16 protein-coding genes are annotated in these 18,614 nt (G+C 59.8%); 11 read left to right on the top strand and 5 right to left on the bottom strand.

All coding sequences use genetic code 11. From position 1 onward, the window contains the following. Nucleotides 1-165 precede the first annotated feature (165 nt). On the top strand, nt 166-1,443 hold the full coding sequence (gene larA / locus DWV58_RS01510) for a nickel-dependent lactate racemase (protein ID WP_118205180.1): 1,278 nt from the start codon (nt 166-168) through the stop codon (nt 1,441-1,443). A gap of 49 nt (nt 1,444-1,492) precedes the next feature. Continuing rightward, complete coding sequence (gene larD / locus DWV58_RS01515; RefSeq protein ID WP_117640038.1) at nt 1,493-2,224, top strand: D/L-lactic acid transporter LarD; 732 nt, start codon at nt 1,493-1,495, stop codon at nt 2,222-2,224. Between the two features lie 322 nt (nt 2,225-2,546). Here larD and DWV58_RS01520 read toward each other — a convergent pair whose 3' ends face one another. From DWV58_RS01520 to serB, 4 genes are all read right to left on the bottom strand, one after another. After that, nucleotides 2,547-3,086, bottom strand: coding sequence for a TetR/AcrR family transcriptional regulator (locus DWV58_RS01520; RefSeq protein WP_117640040.1), 540 nt, complete (start codon nt 3,084-3,086; stop codon nt 2,547-2,549). A gap of 2 nt (nt 3,087-3,088) precedes the next feature. Beyond that, a complete protein-coding gene (locus tag DWV58_RS01525; RefSeq protein ID WP_117640042.1) occupies nt 3,089-4,000 on the bottom strand; it encodes a LarC family nickel insertion protein in 912 nt (303 codons plus the stop codon). A gap of 10 nt (nt 4,001-4,010) precedes the next feature. Beyond that, nucleotides 4,011-4,793: a nickel pincer cofactor biosynthesis protein LarB gene (gene larB, locus DWV58_RS01530; protein WP_117640044.1), complete on the bottom strand. Its 783-nt coding sequence runs from the start codon at nt 4,791-4,793 to the stop codon at nt 4,011-4,013. 114 nt (nt 4,794-4,907) lie between these two features. Beyond that, the gene (serB, locus tag DWV58_RS01535; RefSeq protein ID WP_117640046.1) at nt 4,908-5,543 is read right to left on the bottom strand and encodes a phosphoserine phosphatase SerB; all 636 of its coding nucleotides are present in this window, start codon (nt 5,541-5,543) and stop codon (nt 4,908-4,910) included. A 256-nt stretch (nt 5,544-5,799) separates the two neighbouring features. Between serB and aspS the strand changes: the two genes are divergently transcribed. Next, the gene (aspS, locus tag DWV58_RS01540; RefSeq protein WP_117640048.1) at nt 5,800-7,587 is read left to right on the top strand and encodes an aspartate--tRNA ligase; all 1,788 of its coding nucleotides are present in this window, start codon (nt 5,800-5,802) and stop codon (nt 7,585-7,587) included. Nucleotides 7,588-7,829: 242 nt separating this feature from the next. Here aspS and DWV58_RS01545 read toward each other — a convergent pair whose 3' ends face one another. After that, nucleotides 7,830-8,846 (bottom strand): LacI family DNA-binding transcriptional regulator, encoded by a 1,017-nt coding sequence (locus tag DWV58_RS01545; protein WP_117640050.1) that lies wholly within the window; start codon nt 8,844-8,846, stop codon nt 7,830-7,832. 376 nt (nt 8,847-9,222) lie between these two features. Between DWV58_RS01545 and DWV58_RS01550 the strand changes: the two genes are divergently transcribed. From DWV58_RS01550 to DWV58_RS01585, 8 genes are all read left to right on the top strand, one after another. Continuing rightward, a complete protein-coding gene (locus DWV58_RS01550; RefSeq protein ID WP_117583377.1) occupies nt 9,223-12,231 on the top strand; it encodes a glycoside hydrolase family 2 TIM barrel-domain containing protein in 3,009 nt (1,002 codons plus the stop codon). A 3-nt stretch (nt 12,232-12,234) separates the two neighbouring features. Continuing rightward, a complete protein-coding gene (locus DWV58_RS01555; RefSeq protein WP_117775950.1) occupies nt 12,235-12,690 on the top strand; it encodes a hypothetical protein in 456 nt (151 codons plus the stop codon). Between the two features lie 153 nt (nt 12,691-12,843). Next, nucleotides 12,844-14,307 (top strand): amino acid permease, encoded by a 1,464-nt coding sequence (locus tag DWV58_RS01560; protein ID WP_117583376.1) that lies wholly within the window; start codon nt 12,844-12,846, stop codon nt 14,305-14,307. Between the two features lie 421 nt (nt 14,308-14,728). Then, complete coding sequence (locus DWV58_RS01565) at nt 14,729-14,977, top strand: HPr family phosphocarrier protein (protein WP_022094361.1); 249 nt, start codon at nt 14,729-14,731, stop codon at nt 14,975-14,977. Between the two features lie 188 nt (nt 14,978-15,165). After that, a complete protein-coding gene (locus DWV58_RS01570) occupies nt 15,166-15,408 on the top strand; it encodes a FeoA family protein (RefSeq protein ID WP_022094360.1) in 243 nt (80 codons plus the stop codon). A gap of 39 nt (nt 15,409-15,447) precedes the next feature. Beyond that, entirely contained in the window at nt 15,448-15,669 is a 222-nt protein-coding gene (locus DWV58_RS01575) for a FeoA family protein (protein WP_006234774.1), read from the top strand. 123 nt (nt 15,670-15,792) lie between these two features. Then, entirely contained in the window at nt 15,793-18,120 is a 2,328-nt protein-coding gene (locus tag DWV58_RS01580) for a ferrous iron transporter B (protein ID WP_117628963.1), read from the top strand. Nucleotides 18,121-18,324: 204 nt separating this feature from the next. Then, the gene (locus tag DWV58_RS01585; RefSeq protein WP_035136858.1) at nt 18,325-18,525 is read left to right on the top strand and encodes a hypothetical protein; all 201 of its coding nucleotides are present in this window, start codon (nt 18,325-18,327) and stop codon (nt 18,523-18,525) included. Nucleotides 18,526-18,614: the final 89 nt, after the last annotated feature.

Here is an 18,614-nt window from a genome sequence, read left to right on the forward strand (position 1 = left end):
GTTATACCCTAAGAGCAAACCACCCTTTTTAAGGGTGGTTCTGATTGTGGGTCAAATATGAACGTTGTGTTAACGACTCGGTGGACGGTGGTGTTTTTCGGTGAGCGGCGTATCCTTCCAACGGTTTATCTAGTGTGTCAGTTGAAAGGAAGAGGGCGCTCGTCATTGTTTGAATGTGAACTACCGTTTGACCATAAGACGTTGCATCTAGAGCTCGAGGATAAGAACTTCGCGGGTGTGATGGAAGGCCATCAAAACGAGTTTAAGACTACAAAATCGCAGGAAGAGCTGGTAGAGGAGTCGCTTGCCAACCCTTATGGCTCACCTTCGCTCGAGGAGCTTTGTGCTGGCAAGAAGGATATCGTCATCATTAGCTCCGACCATACGCGCCCCGTTCCCTCGCGTGTGACGATGCCTATTCTGCTGCATCACATCCACTCCGCTGCGCCTGAGGCACGCGTTCGCATTCTGGTTGCTACGGGTATGCATCGTCCGTCGACGCACGAGGAGCTCGTCAACAAGTACGGCGAGGAGATCGTTGCCAACGAGGAAATCGTTATGCACGTCGCGACTGACGACAGCATGATGAAAAAGATCGGCACCCTGCCTTCTGGCGGCGAGTGCATCATCAACAAGATTGCCGCCGATTGTGATCTGCTGCTTGCCGAGGGCTTTATTGAGCCGCACTTCTTTGCCGGTTTCTCTGGCAGCCGCAAGTCCGTGCTGCCCGGCATTGCCAGCTACAAGACCATCATGTACAACCACAACGGTCAGTTTGTGAACGATTCCCATTCGCGTGCCGGCAACCTGTGCCACAACCACGTGAACGAGGATATGTTTGCCGCTGCCGAGATGGCTCACCTTGCCTTTGTGCTTAACGTGGTGCTCAACGGCAAGCACGAGGTCATCGGCTCCTTTGCCGGCGACATCCACAAGGCGCACGAGGCCGGCTGCGAGTTCGTGAAGAGCCTTGCCGGCGTTGAGCCCGTCGAGTGCGAGATTGCCATCACCACCAACGGCGGCTACCCGCTCGACCAGAACATCTACCAGGCCGTGAAGGGCATGTGCGCTGCCGAGGCCACGCTTCCCGAGGGCGGCGTGATCATCGATGTCGCCGGTTGCGCCGACGGTCACGGTGGCGAGGGCTTCTATCACAACATTGCCGACAACGATCCGGCAGAGTTTGAGCGCGCCTGCATCGACCGTCCTAAGGACGAGACCCTGCCCGACCAGTGGACGAGTCAGATCTTTGCCCGCATCCTGGCGCATCACCCCGTGATCATGGTCACCGACCTGTGCGATCACCAGATGATCAAGGATATGCACATGACGCCGGTCAACACCCTCGAGGAGGCGCTCAAGCTCGCCTTTGAGATGAAGGGTGCCGATGCCAAGGTTGCCGTCATTCCCGATGGCCTGGGCGTTGTCGTCGCGCAGCACTAGTACGCGGCCTAAACGAATCGTTTATAACCGACAAGAAAGATAAGGTTTTATGCTTACCAAACTCCTCTGTGAATTCGGCGCAACGGCCCTCATGATCATCTTTGGCGTGGGCGTGCACTGCGATACCGTGCTCAAGGGCACTAAGTATCAGGGCTCCGGCCATATGTTTGCCATCACCACCTGGTCTTTTGGCATCTCGGTCTGCCTGTTTGTCTTTGGCGGCGCCGTGTGCATGAACCCGGCTATGGTGCTTGCCCAGTGCATCGTAGGCCTGGTGCCGTGGAGCAGCTGCATCCCCTTCATGATTGCCGATATGCTCGGCGGCTTTGTGGGCGCCGTAATCGCTTGGCTTATGTATGCCGATGAGTTCAAGGCTTCCGAGGGCGTCGTCGACCCCATTGCCCAGCGCAACATCTTCTCGACCAACCCCACCACCGAGGGCACCAACTATGCCCGCAACTTCTTCTGCGAGGCTATCTGCACCTTCGTGTTCATCAGCGCCATCCTTGCTGCCGCTAGCCGCGCCGGCGAGAACGTTCTGATGCTCGCCATCTGCGTCGGCCTGATCGTTTGGGCCGTTGGCATGGGCATGGGCGGCATCACCGGCTTCGCCATGAACCAGGCTCGTGACCTTGGTCCTCGCATGGCCTATCAGGTGCTGCCGATTAAGAACAAGGCCGACAACAACTGGAAGTACGGCCTGCTTGTTCCTGGCATCGCACCGTTTATCGGTGCCGCTCTGGCCGCACTGTTTGTGCACGGTTTCTTGGGCATGTTCTAGCCCAAGGCTACATAGGTTGTTCGCCGTCCGCATGGGGTAACTTCCCAGCGCGTCTTCGGACATGCAAAAAGGCTCGCTGCGCACTTTGTGCGGCGAGCCTTTTTGCGTCCTGCGGAGTGCGCTGGGAAGTTACCCCATGCGGACGGCTGCGGGGTCTTCGTTGCGTTCGTGCAAGCAACCCAACATATATATCTGAATTTGGATGGGAGGGGCTTGTTGCTGGTAGGGGCGTTGGGCTGTTGTTGACACTTTGGGATGGATTGTGCTTTGGGTTGGGGCGGGGCTTTGAGATGAGGGCGGAACTTTGGGATGAGGGGTTTACTTAGTTGAAGAGGGGTTTTATGGCTGAGAGGTAGTCTTTGGCTACGTTGGCTTTGTCTGCTTGAAAGTTGTGCCAGGCCCACCATTGGACGGTGGCTACGAAGCTTGAGGCTATGTGGTGTAGTAAGAAGCTGCGGTCCATGGTGCCGGCAGGACCTGCGGGGTCGACGGGGACGGTTTCGGCTGCTCGTGACATGATGGTCTTGCGTAAGCAGTCGGCAAAGACGCGTGAGCCGGCGCCGGCTACGAGGGCGCGTACGCCCTGGCGGCGCTCCCAGAGGTTGTTGAGGATATGCTCGACCTGCACGAGTGGGTCGTCGAGGGGCGTACCGTCATCGTCGAGGGCATGGGTGCAGATATCGCACACGAGCTCAGCGAGTAGGTCATCTTTGCTCTTGAAGAGGCCGTAGAACGTGGCCCGACCCACATGGGCGCGAGCGATGATGTCACCGACGGTGATCTTGCCGTAGTCCTCTTCGCGCAGCAGCTCGGAGAACGCCGTAACGATGGCGGCGCGGCTTTTTGCCTTGCGGGCATCCATGGCTAGGCGTCCGCGTGAACGAGCAGGCAGCGGAGCGTACCGGAACAACCCTCGTAGGGGCGCTTGCCGGCGCCGTAGCCGACGGCTTCGATGCGGTAGCGTGAGGGCAGTTGGTCGGACGTGCGCAGCGCGGTGACGATGGCGGCGCCCGTGGGCGTCACGATCTCGCCGGCGACCGGTGCAGGCGTGAGGGCGATATTGCCCGCCTGGCACAGGTTGACGACAGCGGGGACGGGAATGGGCATGAGACCGTGGGCGCAGCGAATGGTGCCGTGGCCCTCGGAAAGCGACTCGACCACGATGTCCTCAATACCCAGGTCGTCGAGGCAGATGGCGACCGAGCAGACGTCGACGATGGAGTCGACGGCGCCCACCTCGTGAAACAGGACGGTGTCGGGCGTTTTGCCGTGAGCCTTGGCCTCGGCAGCAGCGAGTACGGAAAAAATGGCGAGGGCGCGACGCTTGGCGCCATCGCTTAGCTGCGAGCCATCGATGATGGCGGTGATGTCCGCCAAAGAACGGTGGTGATGGTGGTGGGCGTGATGATGGCCCTCGTGGCCATGACCGTGGGCCTCATGGTCATGGTCGTGGCAGTGCTCGTGCTCGCCATGGTCATGATGGTGGTGTTCGTGTTCGTGCATATGCTCGACAGCTGCTTCGTTGCCGTAGAGCCAGGCCATATCGTGATCGTGGTTCTCGAGCTCCTCTGCAAGCTGGACATCGAAATCGCAGGCGTCGATGCCGTGCTTGTTTACGCGCGTCACGGCAATCGAAAAGCCGTCGACCGGCAGCGTGGCGAGCTGCTCGTGCAGATGCTCCTCGCTGGCGCCCAGGTCGAGCAGGGCCGCGACGGTCATATCGCCGCTGATGCCCGAGGTGCCGTCGATGATAAGCGTATGCTGATGGTTGGACATGGAATGCTCCTTAGCGGGCGCGGGGTGTGCCGGCGCTCAGATGATTGATAAGACTTGCCTGGTATGCGGCACCAAAGCCGTTGTCGATATTGACGACCGAAACGCCGCTGGCGCAGGAGTTGAGCATGGCGAGCAGTGCGGCTACGCCACCAAAGCTCGCGCCGTAGCCCACGCTGGTGGGAACGGCAATGACCGGACAGCTCACCAGGCCGCCGATAACGCTCGCCAGCGCGCCTTCCATGCCGGCGATGGCGATGACCACCTGCGCCTGGGCAAGTTCCTCGGCATGCGCGAGCAAGCGGTGCAGGCCGGCGACGCCTACGTCGTAGAGGCGGTCGACCTCGTTGCCATAGAACTCGGCCGTCAACGCGGCTTCCTCGGCGACGGGCAAGTCGCTCGTGCCGGCGCAGGCGACGACGATGCGTCCGTTACCGGTGGGGGAGGGCTTGCCGCCCACGAGGGCGAGCTGCGCGTCCGGGACATATCCCAGGTCGATGCCGTTGTCGAGGAGCTCCGAGATGCGGGCTGCTTTTTCGCTGTCCAGGCGTGTGACCAGGATGCGCTCCTGGCCGGCATCGCGCAGCGCTTCGATAATGGCGGCAATCTGCTTGGCGGTTTTACCCGCACCGTAGACAACCTCGCCGGCTCCCTGGCGCACCCCGCGCGAAAGATCGAGCTGCGCAAAGCCCAAATCGGCGGTCGGAGCCGTCTGGATGCGCGTAAGGGCGTCGGCGGGGGTGACTGATCCGCCGGCAACATCGCTCAGCAGCTGCTCTAGATCTCGCTTATCCATATATGTTCCCTTCGACGGCGCAAAGTCTAGCACTCAAAGGGTATGTTTCCGAACACTAAGACAAAATTGTTCGGAAACTATAGGACGGATTGATTCAATTGTTAGACGGATCGATTAGTCACGCAGGATGATGTCCATGGCGAGCATCAGGTTGCGCTCGTCGATGGCAAACGGGGCAGCTTCGCGCGTCTTGGGCTTGGCGCAAAACGCGATGCCCGTGCCCGCGGCCTGAATCATGGGGATGTCGTTGGCGCCGTCGCCGATCGCGACGGTATGGGCCATATCGACGCCGCACTCAACTGCCCAGTCCAGCAGCTGGATGAGCTTGGACTCCTTGGTCACAATGCCGGCAGCCAACTTACCGGTGAGCTTGCCGTCCACGACTTCCAGGCGGTTGGCCAGGCAAAAATCGATACCCGCGGCGGCTACGATCTTGTCAGCGATCTCGTGGAAGCCGCCGCTTACCACGCCGACCTTCCAGCCCTTGCTGTGTGCCGAACGCACAAGCTCCAGCGCGCCGGGGGTAAATGTCACGCGTTCAAAGGTGCGCTCGAACACACTCTCGTCCAGGCCGGCGAGCAGCCCCACGCGCTCCTCGAGCGCTTGCTTAAAGTCCAGCTCGCCGCGCATGGCGCGTTCGGTGATCCGCGCAACTTGCTCGCCCACGCCTGCCTCCTCGCCCAACAGGTCGATGACCTCCTGGTTGATGAGCGTGGAGTCGATATCCATAACGATGAGGCGTGCAGTCATGGCGGGCCTTTCCGAGTGCAGTTGTATTGGGGCACATTGTCGCACGCGGCGCGCCTTGGCGACGGCCAGGCCGCGTCAATTGTTTCGTCTCCGTCAAGTCTTTGGGCGAGAACTACTTTTCCGCGGCACATCGACACAGGTGCGATAAGATAGAACGCCATGTCTGGCTGCGCGGTTTACGCAGGCTGGGCAAATCTGTACGACGCCGCCCGGAACGACACGGGGCGGCACAGATCCATAAAGGAGGATCACTGGTATGAGCCAGACCCGTCCCATCGACGAGCATTCCATGCACACCCGTACCTGCGGCGAGCTTCGCCGCGAGAACGTGGGCGAAGAGGTCACCCTCACCGGTTGGGTGAGCCGTCGCCGTGACCACGGCGGCCTTATTTTCTGCGACCTTCGTGACCGCGAGGGCATCACGCAGCTCACCTTCGACCCCGAGCACTCTGACGGCGACGCATTTAAGATCGCCGAGACCATGCGTCCCGAGTGGCCCATCAAGATCCACGGCGTCGTGCGCTCCCGTGGCGAGGAGACCACCAACGCCAAGCTCGCGACCGGCGAGATCGAGGTCCTGACCGACCACGCCGAGGTGCTCAACACGTCCGTCACCCCGCCGTTCCAGATTGAGGACGGCATCGAGACCAGCGAGGACACCCGTCTGCGCTATCGCTATCTGGACCTCCGTCGTCCCGAGATGATGGCCAACCTCAAGCTGCGCTCCGACTTTACCTTTGCCATTCGCGAGGCGCTGCACAACCGTGAGTTCATGGAGGTCGAGACGCCCTCCCTGTTTAAGTCCACGCCCGAGGGCGCTCGTGACTTCATCGTTCCCAGCCGTATTCAGCCGGGCAACTTCTACGCCCTGCCGCAGTCCCCGCAGCTCCTGAAGCAGCTGCTTATGGTCGGTGGCGTCGAGCGCTACTATCAGGTTGCCAAGTGCTTCCGCGACGAGGACCTGCGTGCCGACCGTCAGCCCGAGTTCACTCAGGTCGATATCGAGATGTCCTTCGTGGACCAGAACGACGTTATGAGCGCGCTCGAAGAGGTCCTGGCCGATGCCTTCGGCCGCATGGGTGTCGAGATGCCCACGCCGCTGCGTCGCATGAACTACTGGGAGGCCATGGACACCTATGGCTCCGACAAGCCCGATACCCGCTATGGCATGCATCTGGTCGACCTGACCGACATCTTTGCCAACTCCAAGTTCAAGGTCTTTGCGACTGCGGCAAACGAGGAGGGCTCTGTCGTCAAGGCCATCAACGCCAAGGGCGCCGGTGCCTGGGCACGTGCCAAGATCGATAAGCTTGCCGGCGTGGCCTCCACGTTTGGCGCCAAGGGTCTGGCGTGGATCGCTTTCCGCGAGGACGGCTCCATCAACAGCCCCATCGTCAAGTTCTTCTCGGACGAGGAGATGGCGGCTCTGCGCGAGCGCATGGATGTCGAGCCCGGCGACCTTGTGATGTTCGCCGCCGGCCCGCGCCTGCTTTCCGACGAGATCCTGGGCGGCATGCGTTCCCACATGGCCAACGCGCTTGAGATCAAGCGCGAGGGCCACGACTTCCTGTGGGTCGTCAACTTCCCGCTGTTCCACTGGGATGAGGACCGCAAGGCCTATGCAGCCGAGCACCAGCCCTTTACCCTGCCGACCGAGACCGACATCGCCAAGATCGAGGCCGACCCGTTGGCAGCCGGTTCTTGCACCTACGACTTTGTCATGGACGGCTTTGAGGCCGGCGGCGGCGGTATGCGTATCCACAACGCCGAGATGCAGATGTCCATGCTCAAGCTCCTGGGCTTCACCGAGGAGCGCGCCGAGTCTCAGTTTGGCTTCCTCATGGAGGCCCTCAAGTTTGGTGCGCCCCCGATGGGCGGTTTCGCTCTGGGCCTGGACCGCGTGTGCATGCTGCTCACCGGCTCCGACTCCATCCGCGACGTCATGGCGTTCCCCAAGACGGCCAGCGGCTCCGACCTCATGTCGGGCGCTCCGAGTGCCGTTTCCGGCGCCCAGCTCAAGGACGTCAGCCTGCGCCTGATGTAGGCAAGCGGCTACATATTGCTTGCAACGAGGGAAGGACGTGTGCTTTCCCTCGTTTTTTATACGCCGAGGTTGCGAGGGCATAGGGTGACCGGACGTCGCGGAAACTGCGACCCAGAATCCAGCCAAATAACGGGTCGCACTTTCCGGTTGAGCTTCTGGCGGAAAGTACATCCCAGAATCGGCGTTCGGAATGGGCCGGGCTTTCCGCTAAAGCAGCCTAGCGGAAAGCCCGGCCCAGTTTCCTACAGTGAGTCTCTCTGAACGAGCTGCATGTGCATGACGGTGGTGGTGGGTACGGCGCCATTGATCATATCGAGCGCAATGCCTGCGGCCATGTGGCCTTCCTCGCGAAGCGGCTGACGAATGGTCGTCAACGCGGGGACGCTGCGAGCTGCGACCTCGTGGTCATCGAAGCCCACGACCGAAACGTCTTTGGGTACGCTAATTCCTGCTTCGTTGAATGCGGCGATAACGCCGGTTGCGATACGGTCCGATCCGCATAGCACGCCGTCGGCACGTATTTCGCGCGCGAGCAACCGCCGCGTGGCTTGGTAGCCGTCTCCGCTGCTCCATCCGGTATAGATGACATTTTCATCCGGAAGGCTTTCGCCCAAAATTGCACGGTAGCCGCGAAGGCGGTCGATGACGGCGGGGTTATCCTGCGGCCCCAGCACGGCAACGATGTCCTTGCGTCCGCGATCTTTCATAGCGAGCGCCGCAAAGCGTCCGCCCTCTTCGTCGTCGGAGTAGACCGTCGAGAACACGTCGCGATAGGGATGGCCCTCGAGCTGGCCGCATAACACAGTGGGTACGCCCAGCTCGCGCAGCACCTCGAGCAGCTCACTGCCCTTGTAGGGCGAGACGTCGATGACGGCGTCAAACGAGCGGCGCTCAAAATGCTCGCGTGCGCGGTTGCGCTCATGCGAGGAAGATGCCTGCAAGATCACGGGCAAGTAAGACGACTCCGAAAGTTCCTCGGTAATGCCGCTTAAAAACTCACTGTAGGTGGGATCGCTAAACAGCTCGCTCAAAGGCTCGGTAACCAGCACGGCGATAATTTCCGTGCGTCCGACGGCGAGCGCCCGGCCGCGTGCGTTGGGAACGAAGTTAACCTTTTTCGCCGCTGCGCGGACACGCTTTTTAGTTTCCTCGCTAATGCGGGGGGAGTCGTTGAGGGCGCGCGATGCCGTGGAGCGCGAAACACCGGCAGCTTCAGCAACCTCGGCAAGCGTGGGTGCGGTGCGTGCTGGTTGGGTCATGGCGTCTCCTGTGCAATTGGGTCGGTGGGCTATCGATAAAGGCTAATGCGGATACAGATTACTATAGCGCGCGTGAACGGCGTCCATGGTATCCGGTGACCGGTGTCGTTTTGCAATCAAACTGCGACTGAGCACGGCATGTATGGGCGAGACATAGGCAGGCGCGACAGTTGCCTGTGAGTTCAAGAACGATGCCCCGTGCTGTGCGCCTAAGCTTAGGGTGACATAAGTAGCATGGTTGTACAACCGGTTGCACCGTTAATCCGACAAAATCGACCGTTCGGCGGACAACCGGTTGCACAGATTTTTGTACCGCCCGTAAGATAAGGACAACCGGTTGCACAAAGAAGCACTACGATGACGAAGGAGCATCACCATGGACGCCATTAACGATTGGGAAAACCAAGCGCTCACCCACAGGAACCGCCTGGCACCCCATGCGTACTTTATGGGTTATGAGGCCGCCGATCTCGCCGCTACGTACAGCCGCGAGCTGTCGCGCGGATTTGTCCAGCTGTCCGGCTCGTGGCAGTTCCGCCTTTTTGAGGGCCCCGCGGCCGTCTCCAACGAAGCACTTTGCACGTACAAGCCCGAGTGGGATCACGTGGAGGTTCCGCACCTGTGGCAGGTAGACGGCTATGGCAACCTTGCCTACACCGACGAGGGTTTTCCGTTCCCGGTGGATCAGCCGTTCGTTCCCTCCGACGACCCTACGGGCGTCTACCAGCGCATCGTCAAACTTCCCGCCGTGCCTGCCGGCGCTCGCGAGATTATTCGCTTCGACGGTATCGAGAGCTACGGCGAGCTGTATGTCAACGGCAAGTTTATCGGCATGACCAAGGGTTCGCGCCTGTCCGCCGAGTTTGACGTGACCGACGCGCTCGTCGAGGGCGACAACCTGTTTGCGGTCAAGGTTCTGCAGTACAGCGATGGTAGCTACATCGAGGACCAGGACATGTGGTGGGCATCGGGCATCTTCCGCGATGTGTACCTCATGCAGCGTCCCGCCGCGCATCTGGTCGACTTTAGGTTCCGCACGCACCGCGAGGGCGATGCCGCTCTGATCACGCTCGATACGGTTGCCGAGGGCGCAAGTCGCGTCGTGTATACGCTCAGCGATGGCCAGAATGTGGTCGCTACGGGCGAGTGCGTCGACGGCCATGCCGAGTGCAGCGTTGCCGATGCCCACTTCTGGAACCCCGAGGACCCCTTCCTCTATGACCTTACGCTTGAGGTCTACGACGGCGACGAGGTCAGCGAGTACGTTCCGCATCGCCAAGGCCTTGCCGAGGTGACGGTCGAGGGCAATCATATCTACCTCAACGGCACCTACTTTAAGATGCATGGCGTCAACCGCCACGACCACGACGATCACAAGGGCCGCGCCGTGGGTCTCGAGCGCATGCGCCGCGACCTGGAGCTCATGAAGCAGCACAACATCAACGCGGTGCGCACGTCCCACTACGCCAACGATCCGCGCTTCTACGAGCTGTGCGACGAGTACGGCATCATGCTGGTCGCCGAGACCGATATGGAGAGCCACGGCTTCGAGAATATCGGCAATATCGCCCTGGTCACCGACGACCCTGCCTGGGAGCCGGCTTACGTTGACCGTGTTGAGCGCCTGGTGATGCAGGAACGCAACCACGCGTGCATCATCATGTGGTCGATGGGCAACGAGAGCGGCTATGGCTGCAACATCCGCGCGATGTACGCCAAAGCTCACGAGCTCGACGGTCGTCCGGTCCACTACGAGGAGGATCGCAACGCCGATACCGTCGACGTCATTTCCACCATGTACTCCCGCGTGTCGCAGATGAACGACTTTGGCGAGCATCCGTTCCCCAAGCCGCGCATCAACTGCGAGTACGGCCACTCCATGGGTAATGGTCCCGGAGGCCTGTCCGAGTACCAGGAGGTCTTCGATCGCTGGGATTGCATCCAAGGCCAGTTTATTTGGGAATGGTGCGACCACGGTTTGGCTGCTGTGACCGAGGACGGCGTTGCCTACGACATGTATGGCGGCGACAACGGCGATTACCCCAACAACAGCAACTTCTGCATCGACGGCATGGTGTTCCCCTGGCAGCAGCCGAGCCCGGGCCTTACCGAGTACGGCCAGGTCATCTGCCCGGTTCGCATGGCCTACGATGCCGAGGCGGGCGAGCTGACCGTCACCAACAAGCGTTGGTTTACCACCCTCGAGGATGTCTGCCTGTCGGCGGAGACCCTGGTGGACGGCGACGTGGTCTGCCGCAAGACGCTCATGCCCGGTGCGGTTGCCCCCGGCGAGTCCGTCCAGCTTCCGCTGGTGATTCGCGAGGCCGCAGTGGGCGAGACCCTGCTGACCGTGCACGCCTACACCATGGCGGCTCACGCCTGGTGCGAGCCGATGTTCCAACTGGGTGCAAGCCAGTTTGCCATCGCAAACCATCCGGCGCCGGCAATTGCCGCCCCCACTCGTCCTGAGCTTACGGTCGAGGAGACCGAGCAGGAGATTCGTATTCGCTCCCTCAACGGCGAGCTGACCTTCAGCAAGGTCAACGGTACCGTGAGCGAGTGGAAGGCATCCGGTCGCGACGTCATGACCTCCGGTCCCCAGGTTGGTTTTTGGCATCCGCTCGTCGATAACCACGCCCAGGAGTACGACTCCCTGTGGAAGGATAACTTCATCGATGTGATGCAGACGTCTACCCGCAATGTTTCTTGGAAGCAGGACGACAATGCGGTTGTCGTTACCGTGAGCCAGCGTATCGCTCCTCCCGTCCGCGCGTTCGGCATGCGCGTCGAGCTCGTCTATACCGTGCTTCCGAGTGGCCGCGTCGACCTCAAGGTTTCCGGCGAGCCCTACGGCGACTATTCGGACATTATCCCGCGCATCGGCATCTCCTTCGAGGTCCCCGGTTGTGATCGTGCCGTCGAGTGGTATGGCCACGGCCCGGGCGAGAACTATCCGGACTCGCTGCGCGCCAACCCGGTCGGTCATTACCGCACTACGGTCGACGACATGTTCACGCCCTACGTTATGCCCCAGGACTGCGCCAACCGCGAGGGTACCCGCTGGGTCGCCCTGCGCTCCAGCCACGGTGACGGTCTGGTCGTGACGCGTCCGAGCGACGCCGCTTCCAATCCGTTCTCGTTCTCCGCATGGCCCTATAGCTGCGAGGCTATCGATAATGCCAAGCATGTCTACGATCTTGTCCCGGGCGACACGGTTACGGTCAACATCAACGACCAGCTGCTCGGCCTTGGCTCGAACTCTTGGGGTTCCGAGGTGCTCGATTCCTATCGCACCCGTTTTGAGAGCTTCAGCTTTGAGGTGTCCCTGCGACCGCTGACGTCTGCCGATCTGGCTCAGGCGCTGGCACCCATTAAGGAGGCATAAGTCATGCATATCTTTAACTCGCGTGCCGATTTCGACGCCCAGATGAAGTCCGTCAAGAAGTGGATGCGTACCGGTCAGGCACTCGACGGCGTTTCTGAACTGCAGCACGATGTGGCGTACTCTATCGGCGACTCGCTGGTGTATTGGTGGGTGAACGCCCACGAGGCGGCTACTGCCGATCTGGTCGGTCACCGTCGCTACCATGCCGTGCTCGCCCCGCTCGACGGCAATCTGACCGTTGAGGTGGCTTCCAAGGCCGATCTTACCTGTACGCGCGCCTACAGCGATATCGAAGATCGCGAGCGCTTTGAGGGTACGGGGGAGACCGTGACGATTCCCACCGGCGGCGTTGCCGTCGTCGAAATTGACGAGGCCTACCGTGTCGTGGCCGATGCCGCGGATCCCCGCGTCGTGGTGCTGCACGTGACAGTCGAAGGTTATTCCTTCCCCAACAAGTAGTATTCGTCCGCCTGGACGTTTGCTTCGCGCCGTTAAGGGGGATGGCTTTGTTGACTCCCTTTTCCCCATTCCCCTTAGCAGGTGCGCCGTCCGTGTTTGCACTTGCAGCTCGGACGGTTTTAGATGACATTTAACAGATGATTGGGAGGGCTTATGAGCTCTGAAAAACGAGGAACGATTGGTTCGTTCGCTCTGCTGGGCATGACGGTCGCCGCCGTGTTCGGTATCAAGAACATCATCAACAACAACGCGGCCATCGGCTTGGCAGCTGCGCCGTCGTTCTTCTTCGCCACGCTTTTGTACTTTGTCCCCTATACCCTGGTTACCGCCGAGTTCGTCGGCCTCAACAAGGACTCCGAGTCTGGCGTGTACGCATGGGTTAAGACCTCGATGGGTGGTCGCTGGGCGTTCCTGACGGCATTTAGCTACTGGTTCGTTAACCTGTTCTTCTTTGCGTCCGTCCTGCCCAACGTCATCATCTACGCGAGCTACGTGTTCTTTGGTGCCAACGCCGAGCTTTCGCAGCTGTGGATCACCATTATCGAGATCGTCGTCTTTGCTATCGCCACGTGGGTTTCGACCAAGGGCGCTAAGTGGATCGGCTCCATTTCCTCCTTCGGTTCGACCGCGGCTCTCGGCCTGACCGCCGTGTTCATCCTGCTGTCCCTGGCTGCTGCCTTTGGCGGCGTTGAGTTCGCTACGGCTCCTACTCCCGCTAACATGGCTCCCGACATGAGCAACTTCGCAACTGCGTGGGGCTTCTTCGGTACGCTTGCCTGGATCATCCAGGGCGTTGGCGGCGCTGAGTCTGTCGGCGTGTTCCTTAACGACCTTAAGGGTGGCGTCAAGGCCTTCGTGCGCACCGTCGTTATCGCCGGCCTGACCATCGGCCTTCTGTATGCAGGCGCTTCGCTGCTGGTTAACCTGTTCATCCCCGAGGGCGGCGTTGCCATCTCCACCGGTATCTTCGACGTATTCGGCGCTGTCTTTGCCCACTTTGGCATTCCCATGGAAGTGTCTACGCGCGCCATCGGCTTGATCCTTCTCGCCGCCACGCTGGGCTCCCTCATGATGTGGACCTCTGCTCCCATCAAGGTTTTCTTCACCGAGATCCCCAAGGGCGTCTTTGGTAGCAAGATCGTCGAGCTCAACGAGCATGGCATTCCTGCCCGCGCTGCTTGGCTGCAGTTCGCCATCGTCGTCCCCATCCTGATCATTCCGGCCCTGGGCTCCGGTAACCTCGACGACCTGCTCATGATCGTTACCAACATGACTGCTGCCACCGCTCTGCTCCCACCGCTGCTGATTTTGCTTGCCTACTTTATGCTGCGCAAGAACTTTGACGCCGCTCCCCGTGGCTTCCGCATGGGTTCGCGCCGCTTTGGCCTGGTCGTTGCCGCATTCCTGCTTGTGGTCTTCTGCTTCGTGCTTATCTGCGGCACCATTCCGCTCGATCAGCCGCTGTGGCTGACGCTGGTCTACAACGTTGGCGGCGTGGTTGTCTTCTTGGGCCTTGCCGTGATGTGGTACAACCGCTACATCAACCGCCTGCGCGAGACCGATCCCGAGGCCGCCGAGAACGAGCTTCGCCCTTCCGTCCTCGATATGATGGAGTAGCGGCTAGGATTAATCTACGGCTGTGGAATAAATCGATTCCCTTTCCTAAGGAGGGGCCTTACGAGGCCCCTCCTTTTGTGTTTTGGGGCATGGTTTTGGCCCCCGTGGTCAAAAAATGCCAAATATGAGTACTGTTGCAAAAGAAGTGCCATATTTTTCGGCCTGCTCTGAGCGAAAATGGGCTCAAAATCGATTTATCTAACTCCCTTTAAAGGGCGTTTGACGGCTTTCAACCTCTTCGAATCGCTCAAGCTAGGCAATTTGCTCTCGATTTTGCTGCTACTAAATTTGTGACAGTACTCATATTTGCCACTTTTTGACCACGGGGTATCCGGAGGGGCCCTCGATAAGCATCTAACGCTACAATAACTACCACGTGGCTGGGTTTGCCGGCCGAATGTGTGATGTCGTGGGAGGGGACATGGTCGAGTTTACAAAGACGATTAAAGATCCGTTGGGACTACACGCCCGCCCGGTTGCGCTGCTCTATGACATCATTGCCAAGCACCGTAGCGACGTGTCGGTCAGCATCGGCGACCGCCATACCGACGGTCGCGATGTCATGGGCCTCATGGCTCTCTACGGCGAGTGCGGCGAGGACATCATCTTTCGCGTTTCGGGCGTAGACGAGGCTTCCTGCGTTACGTCGATCAGAAACCTCTCGCTCTAAGCATGACAGGGCGCGGCAAAGGACAGCTCTTTGCCGCGCCTTTTTGTTTCATATAGGAAACTTTTTCGAAATCTGAATAGGGACCCTTTCCAAAAAGTTAACCACGTGCTAGTTTACTAAAGCGAACATAGACGTGGTTAACTTTTATCGCGTCGATGTTGAGGACGAACTGACGTTAGGAGCCACTCATGTCTTGCGGACCGCAGATGCCGGCCATGCCGCTTTCGATGGTAAAAGCGGGCGAAACCGTGCGCGTGTCTCGTGTAAAGGGCAATGAGGACATGAAGCACCACCTCAAGGACCTCGGCTTTGTCGAGGGCAACGAAATCCACGTGGTGAGCTCGAGTGGCGCCAATATCATCGTCACGGTGCTGGGCGCACGCTTTGGCATCGATTCCAAGGTTGCCATGCACATCATGACCGTCGGTTAGTCCGCAGCATTTCATAAAAACTGAAAGGGGGACAAGAGGATGAAGACGTTGGGTGACGTTAAGGTGGGCGAGAGCTCTACCATCGTCAAGCTTCACGGTGAGGGTGCGCTTCGCCGTCACCTTATGGACCTGGGGCTCATCAAGGGCACTTCGTTCAAGGTCGTGAAGGTTGCACCGCTCGGTGATCCGGTCGAGATCAACGTGCGCGGCTACGAGCTTTCCATCCGCAAGGAGGAGGCTGCCGTCGTCGAGGTCCAGTAAGGGCTCGCGGCGCATATATCTGCAGATAAAGTTAGGTTTTTCTAACTTAATGCAGCATCTTTGAAGCACATTATCCAGCCTGCGCGGAGAAAGCAGCGCAGGCACACAAGGAAGAAGGATTGAATGGCGGATTCTCAGATCCATGTCGCGCTGGCGGGTAACCCCAACTGCGGCAAGACCACGCTTTTCAACCTGATCACCGGCGCCAACGGCTACGTTGGCAACTGGCCCGGCGTCACGGTTGAGAAAAAGGAGGCCAAGCTCCTAAGCGACAAGAACGTTACCATCACGGACCTCCCTGGCATCTACTCGCTTTCCCCCTACAGCCCTGAGGAGCAGTGCTCGCGCGATTACCTCATGAGCGGCGAGCCCGATGTCGTCGTCCAGGTGGTCGACGCCACCAACCTCGAGCGTAACCTGTACCTGGCGCTTCAGGTTATCGAGACCGGCCTGCCCGTGGTCGTTGCCCTCAACATGGCCGACCTGGTCGAGAAGAACGGCGATAAGATCGACACGGACAAGCTCTCCAAGAAGCTCGGTTGTCCGGTCATGATGATCTCGGCCCTTAAGAACAAGGGCATCAAGGAGCTGTTCGAGCAGGTCAAGAAGTCCGCTGCTTCCAAGGGCCAGGTGCCGGAGCACAAGTTCGATTCCTCCATCGAGGACGTTCTGGACCACATCGAGAACAATCTGCCGGCGAGCGTTCCCGCCAACAAGCGCCGCTACTACGCTGTCAAGCTGTTCGAGCGCGATGCGGACGCCTGCAAGCTCATCAACCTCACCAAGGAGAAGGCCGCTCGCGTCGAAGGTCTGGTCGCTCAGTGCGAGCAGGACTGCGACGATGACGCCGAGTCCATCATCACCGGCGAGCGTTACGGCGTGATTGCCCACATCATTGACGAGTGCCTCACCAAGGCTCCGGCAAAGATGAGCACCTCCGAGAAGATCGACCGCGTGGTTACCAACCGTATCCTGGGCCTGCCGATCTTTGTGGTCATCATGTTCTGCGTGTACTACATCGCCGTTTCTACCTTGGGCGGCACGGTGACCGACTTCACCAACGACCAGCTCTTCGGTACCGACGGTTGGTACGTGCTCGGTCAGGGCCGCGACGCCTACGACGCGGCCGTCGAGGCTGCGGGCGACAATGCCGACTCGGTCGACCCGGCACAGTACGGCCCCTATGTTCCTGGTATTACCACCATGGTCCACGACGCCCTTGTGGCGGGCGGCACCGAGGACGGTGGCCTGGTCGATTCGCTGGTCTGCGACGGCATCGTCGGCGGCCTGGGCGCCATCTTCGGCTTTGTCCCGCAGATGTTCCTGCTGTTCGTCATGCTGTCCTTCCTGGAGGACTGCGGCTATATGGCCCGCGTCGCCTTCATCATGGACCGCGTGTTCCGTCGCTTTGGCCTGTCCGGTAAGTCGTTCATCCCCATGCTCGTATCCTCGGGCTGCGGCGTCCCCGGCGTCATGGCCACCAAGACCATCGAGAACGAGAAGGACCGCCGCATGACGGTCATGACCACCACGTTTATTCCCTGTGGCGCTAAGCTGCCGATCATCGCCCTGCTCATGGGTTCCATCATCGGCGATTCTTCCACCACCGCCGCGTGGATCAGCCCGCTCTTCTACTTCCTGGGCGTCTTTGCCGTCATCGCTTCGGGCCTCATGCTCAAGAAGACCAAGCTCTTCGCCGGCCGCCCGACGCCGTTCGTTATGGAGCTTCCCGCCTACCACTTCCCGGCGATCCGCTCTTGGGCGCTGCACGTGTGGGAGCGCTGCTGGGCCTTTATCAAGAAGGCCGGCACGGTCATCTTCGCGTCCACCGTCGTTGTTTGGTTCCTGTCCAACTTTGGTAGCTACAACGGCACGTTTGGCTTCCTGCCTGCTATGGAGGGCATCCCCGAGGAGTTCATGGACTACTCCGTGCTTGCCATGCTGGGCAACCTGGTCGCCTGGATCTTCGCCCCGCTCGGCTTTAGCACCTGGCAGGCAACTGCGCTGACCGTCTCGGGCCTTGTCGCTAAGGAGAACGTCGTCGCCACCGCCGGTTCGCTGCTGTCCGTCGCCGACGCCGGCGAGACCGACCCGAGCCTGTGGACCGCGTTCGCCGGCATGTTCCCGACTATGGGCGCTTGCGTTGCCTTTGGTGCGTTCAACCTGCTGTGCGCTCCGTGCTTTGCCGCCATGGGCACTATCCGCAACCAGATGGATTCCGGCAAGTGGACCGCCATCGCGATCGGTTACGAGTGCGCCTTTGCTTGGGTCATTGGTCTGTTCATCAACCAGTTCTACAACCTGTTCGTTCTTGGACAGTTTGGTATCTGGACGGTTGTGGCCATCGTGCTGCTGGTTGCGATGCTCTTCCAGATCTTCCGTCCCATGCCTAAACATGCTTGGACCGACGAGGACGAGACCAACACTGCTTCCGCCGCAGTTTCCGCTTAAGTCCGAATAAGGATTAGCCCCTTTCCATGAGCCCGGGTGTCCCAGCGACACTCGGGCTTTTTGGTGCAATGGGGGACAGATTGCTTTGCTCCAGAAGTAAGATGTGGCGTTTCCGCAGATAAAACCGACCAAAACAAACCTGTCCCTTTTTGGCAGGTGGAAGATGGGGTAAAGTAAGTGGTGGTTAACTAGAGGAGGCTTACTATGGCACCTATCGATATTGTTGTGTTGGCTGTTATCGGCATTGCGTTTGTCGCCGTGTGCGTGCGTATCTACCGAAAGGGCACCTGCGCCGACTGCGCCCAGGGTGGCGTTTGTACGGGGCATTGCTCCAACAAAAAGACCTGCGCCGCACTTAAGGGCGTAGACAAAATCGCCGAAGACTTGGGCCGCGGTATCAAATAAAGGTCCAGGCACCCAAGCGCCTCGCGAGCATCCGTTCGCGGGGCGCTTTGCACATTTGGGGGAGAGTGTGGCGAGTTGAAGAGTATTTT

The sequence above is a fragment of the Collinsella sp. AF11-11 genome (assembly GCF_003465485.1).
Classification (GTDB): Bacteria; Actinomycetota; Coriobacteriia; order Coriobacteriales; family Coriobacteriaceae; genus Collinsella.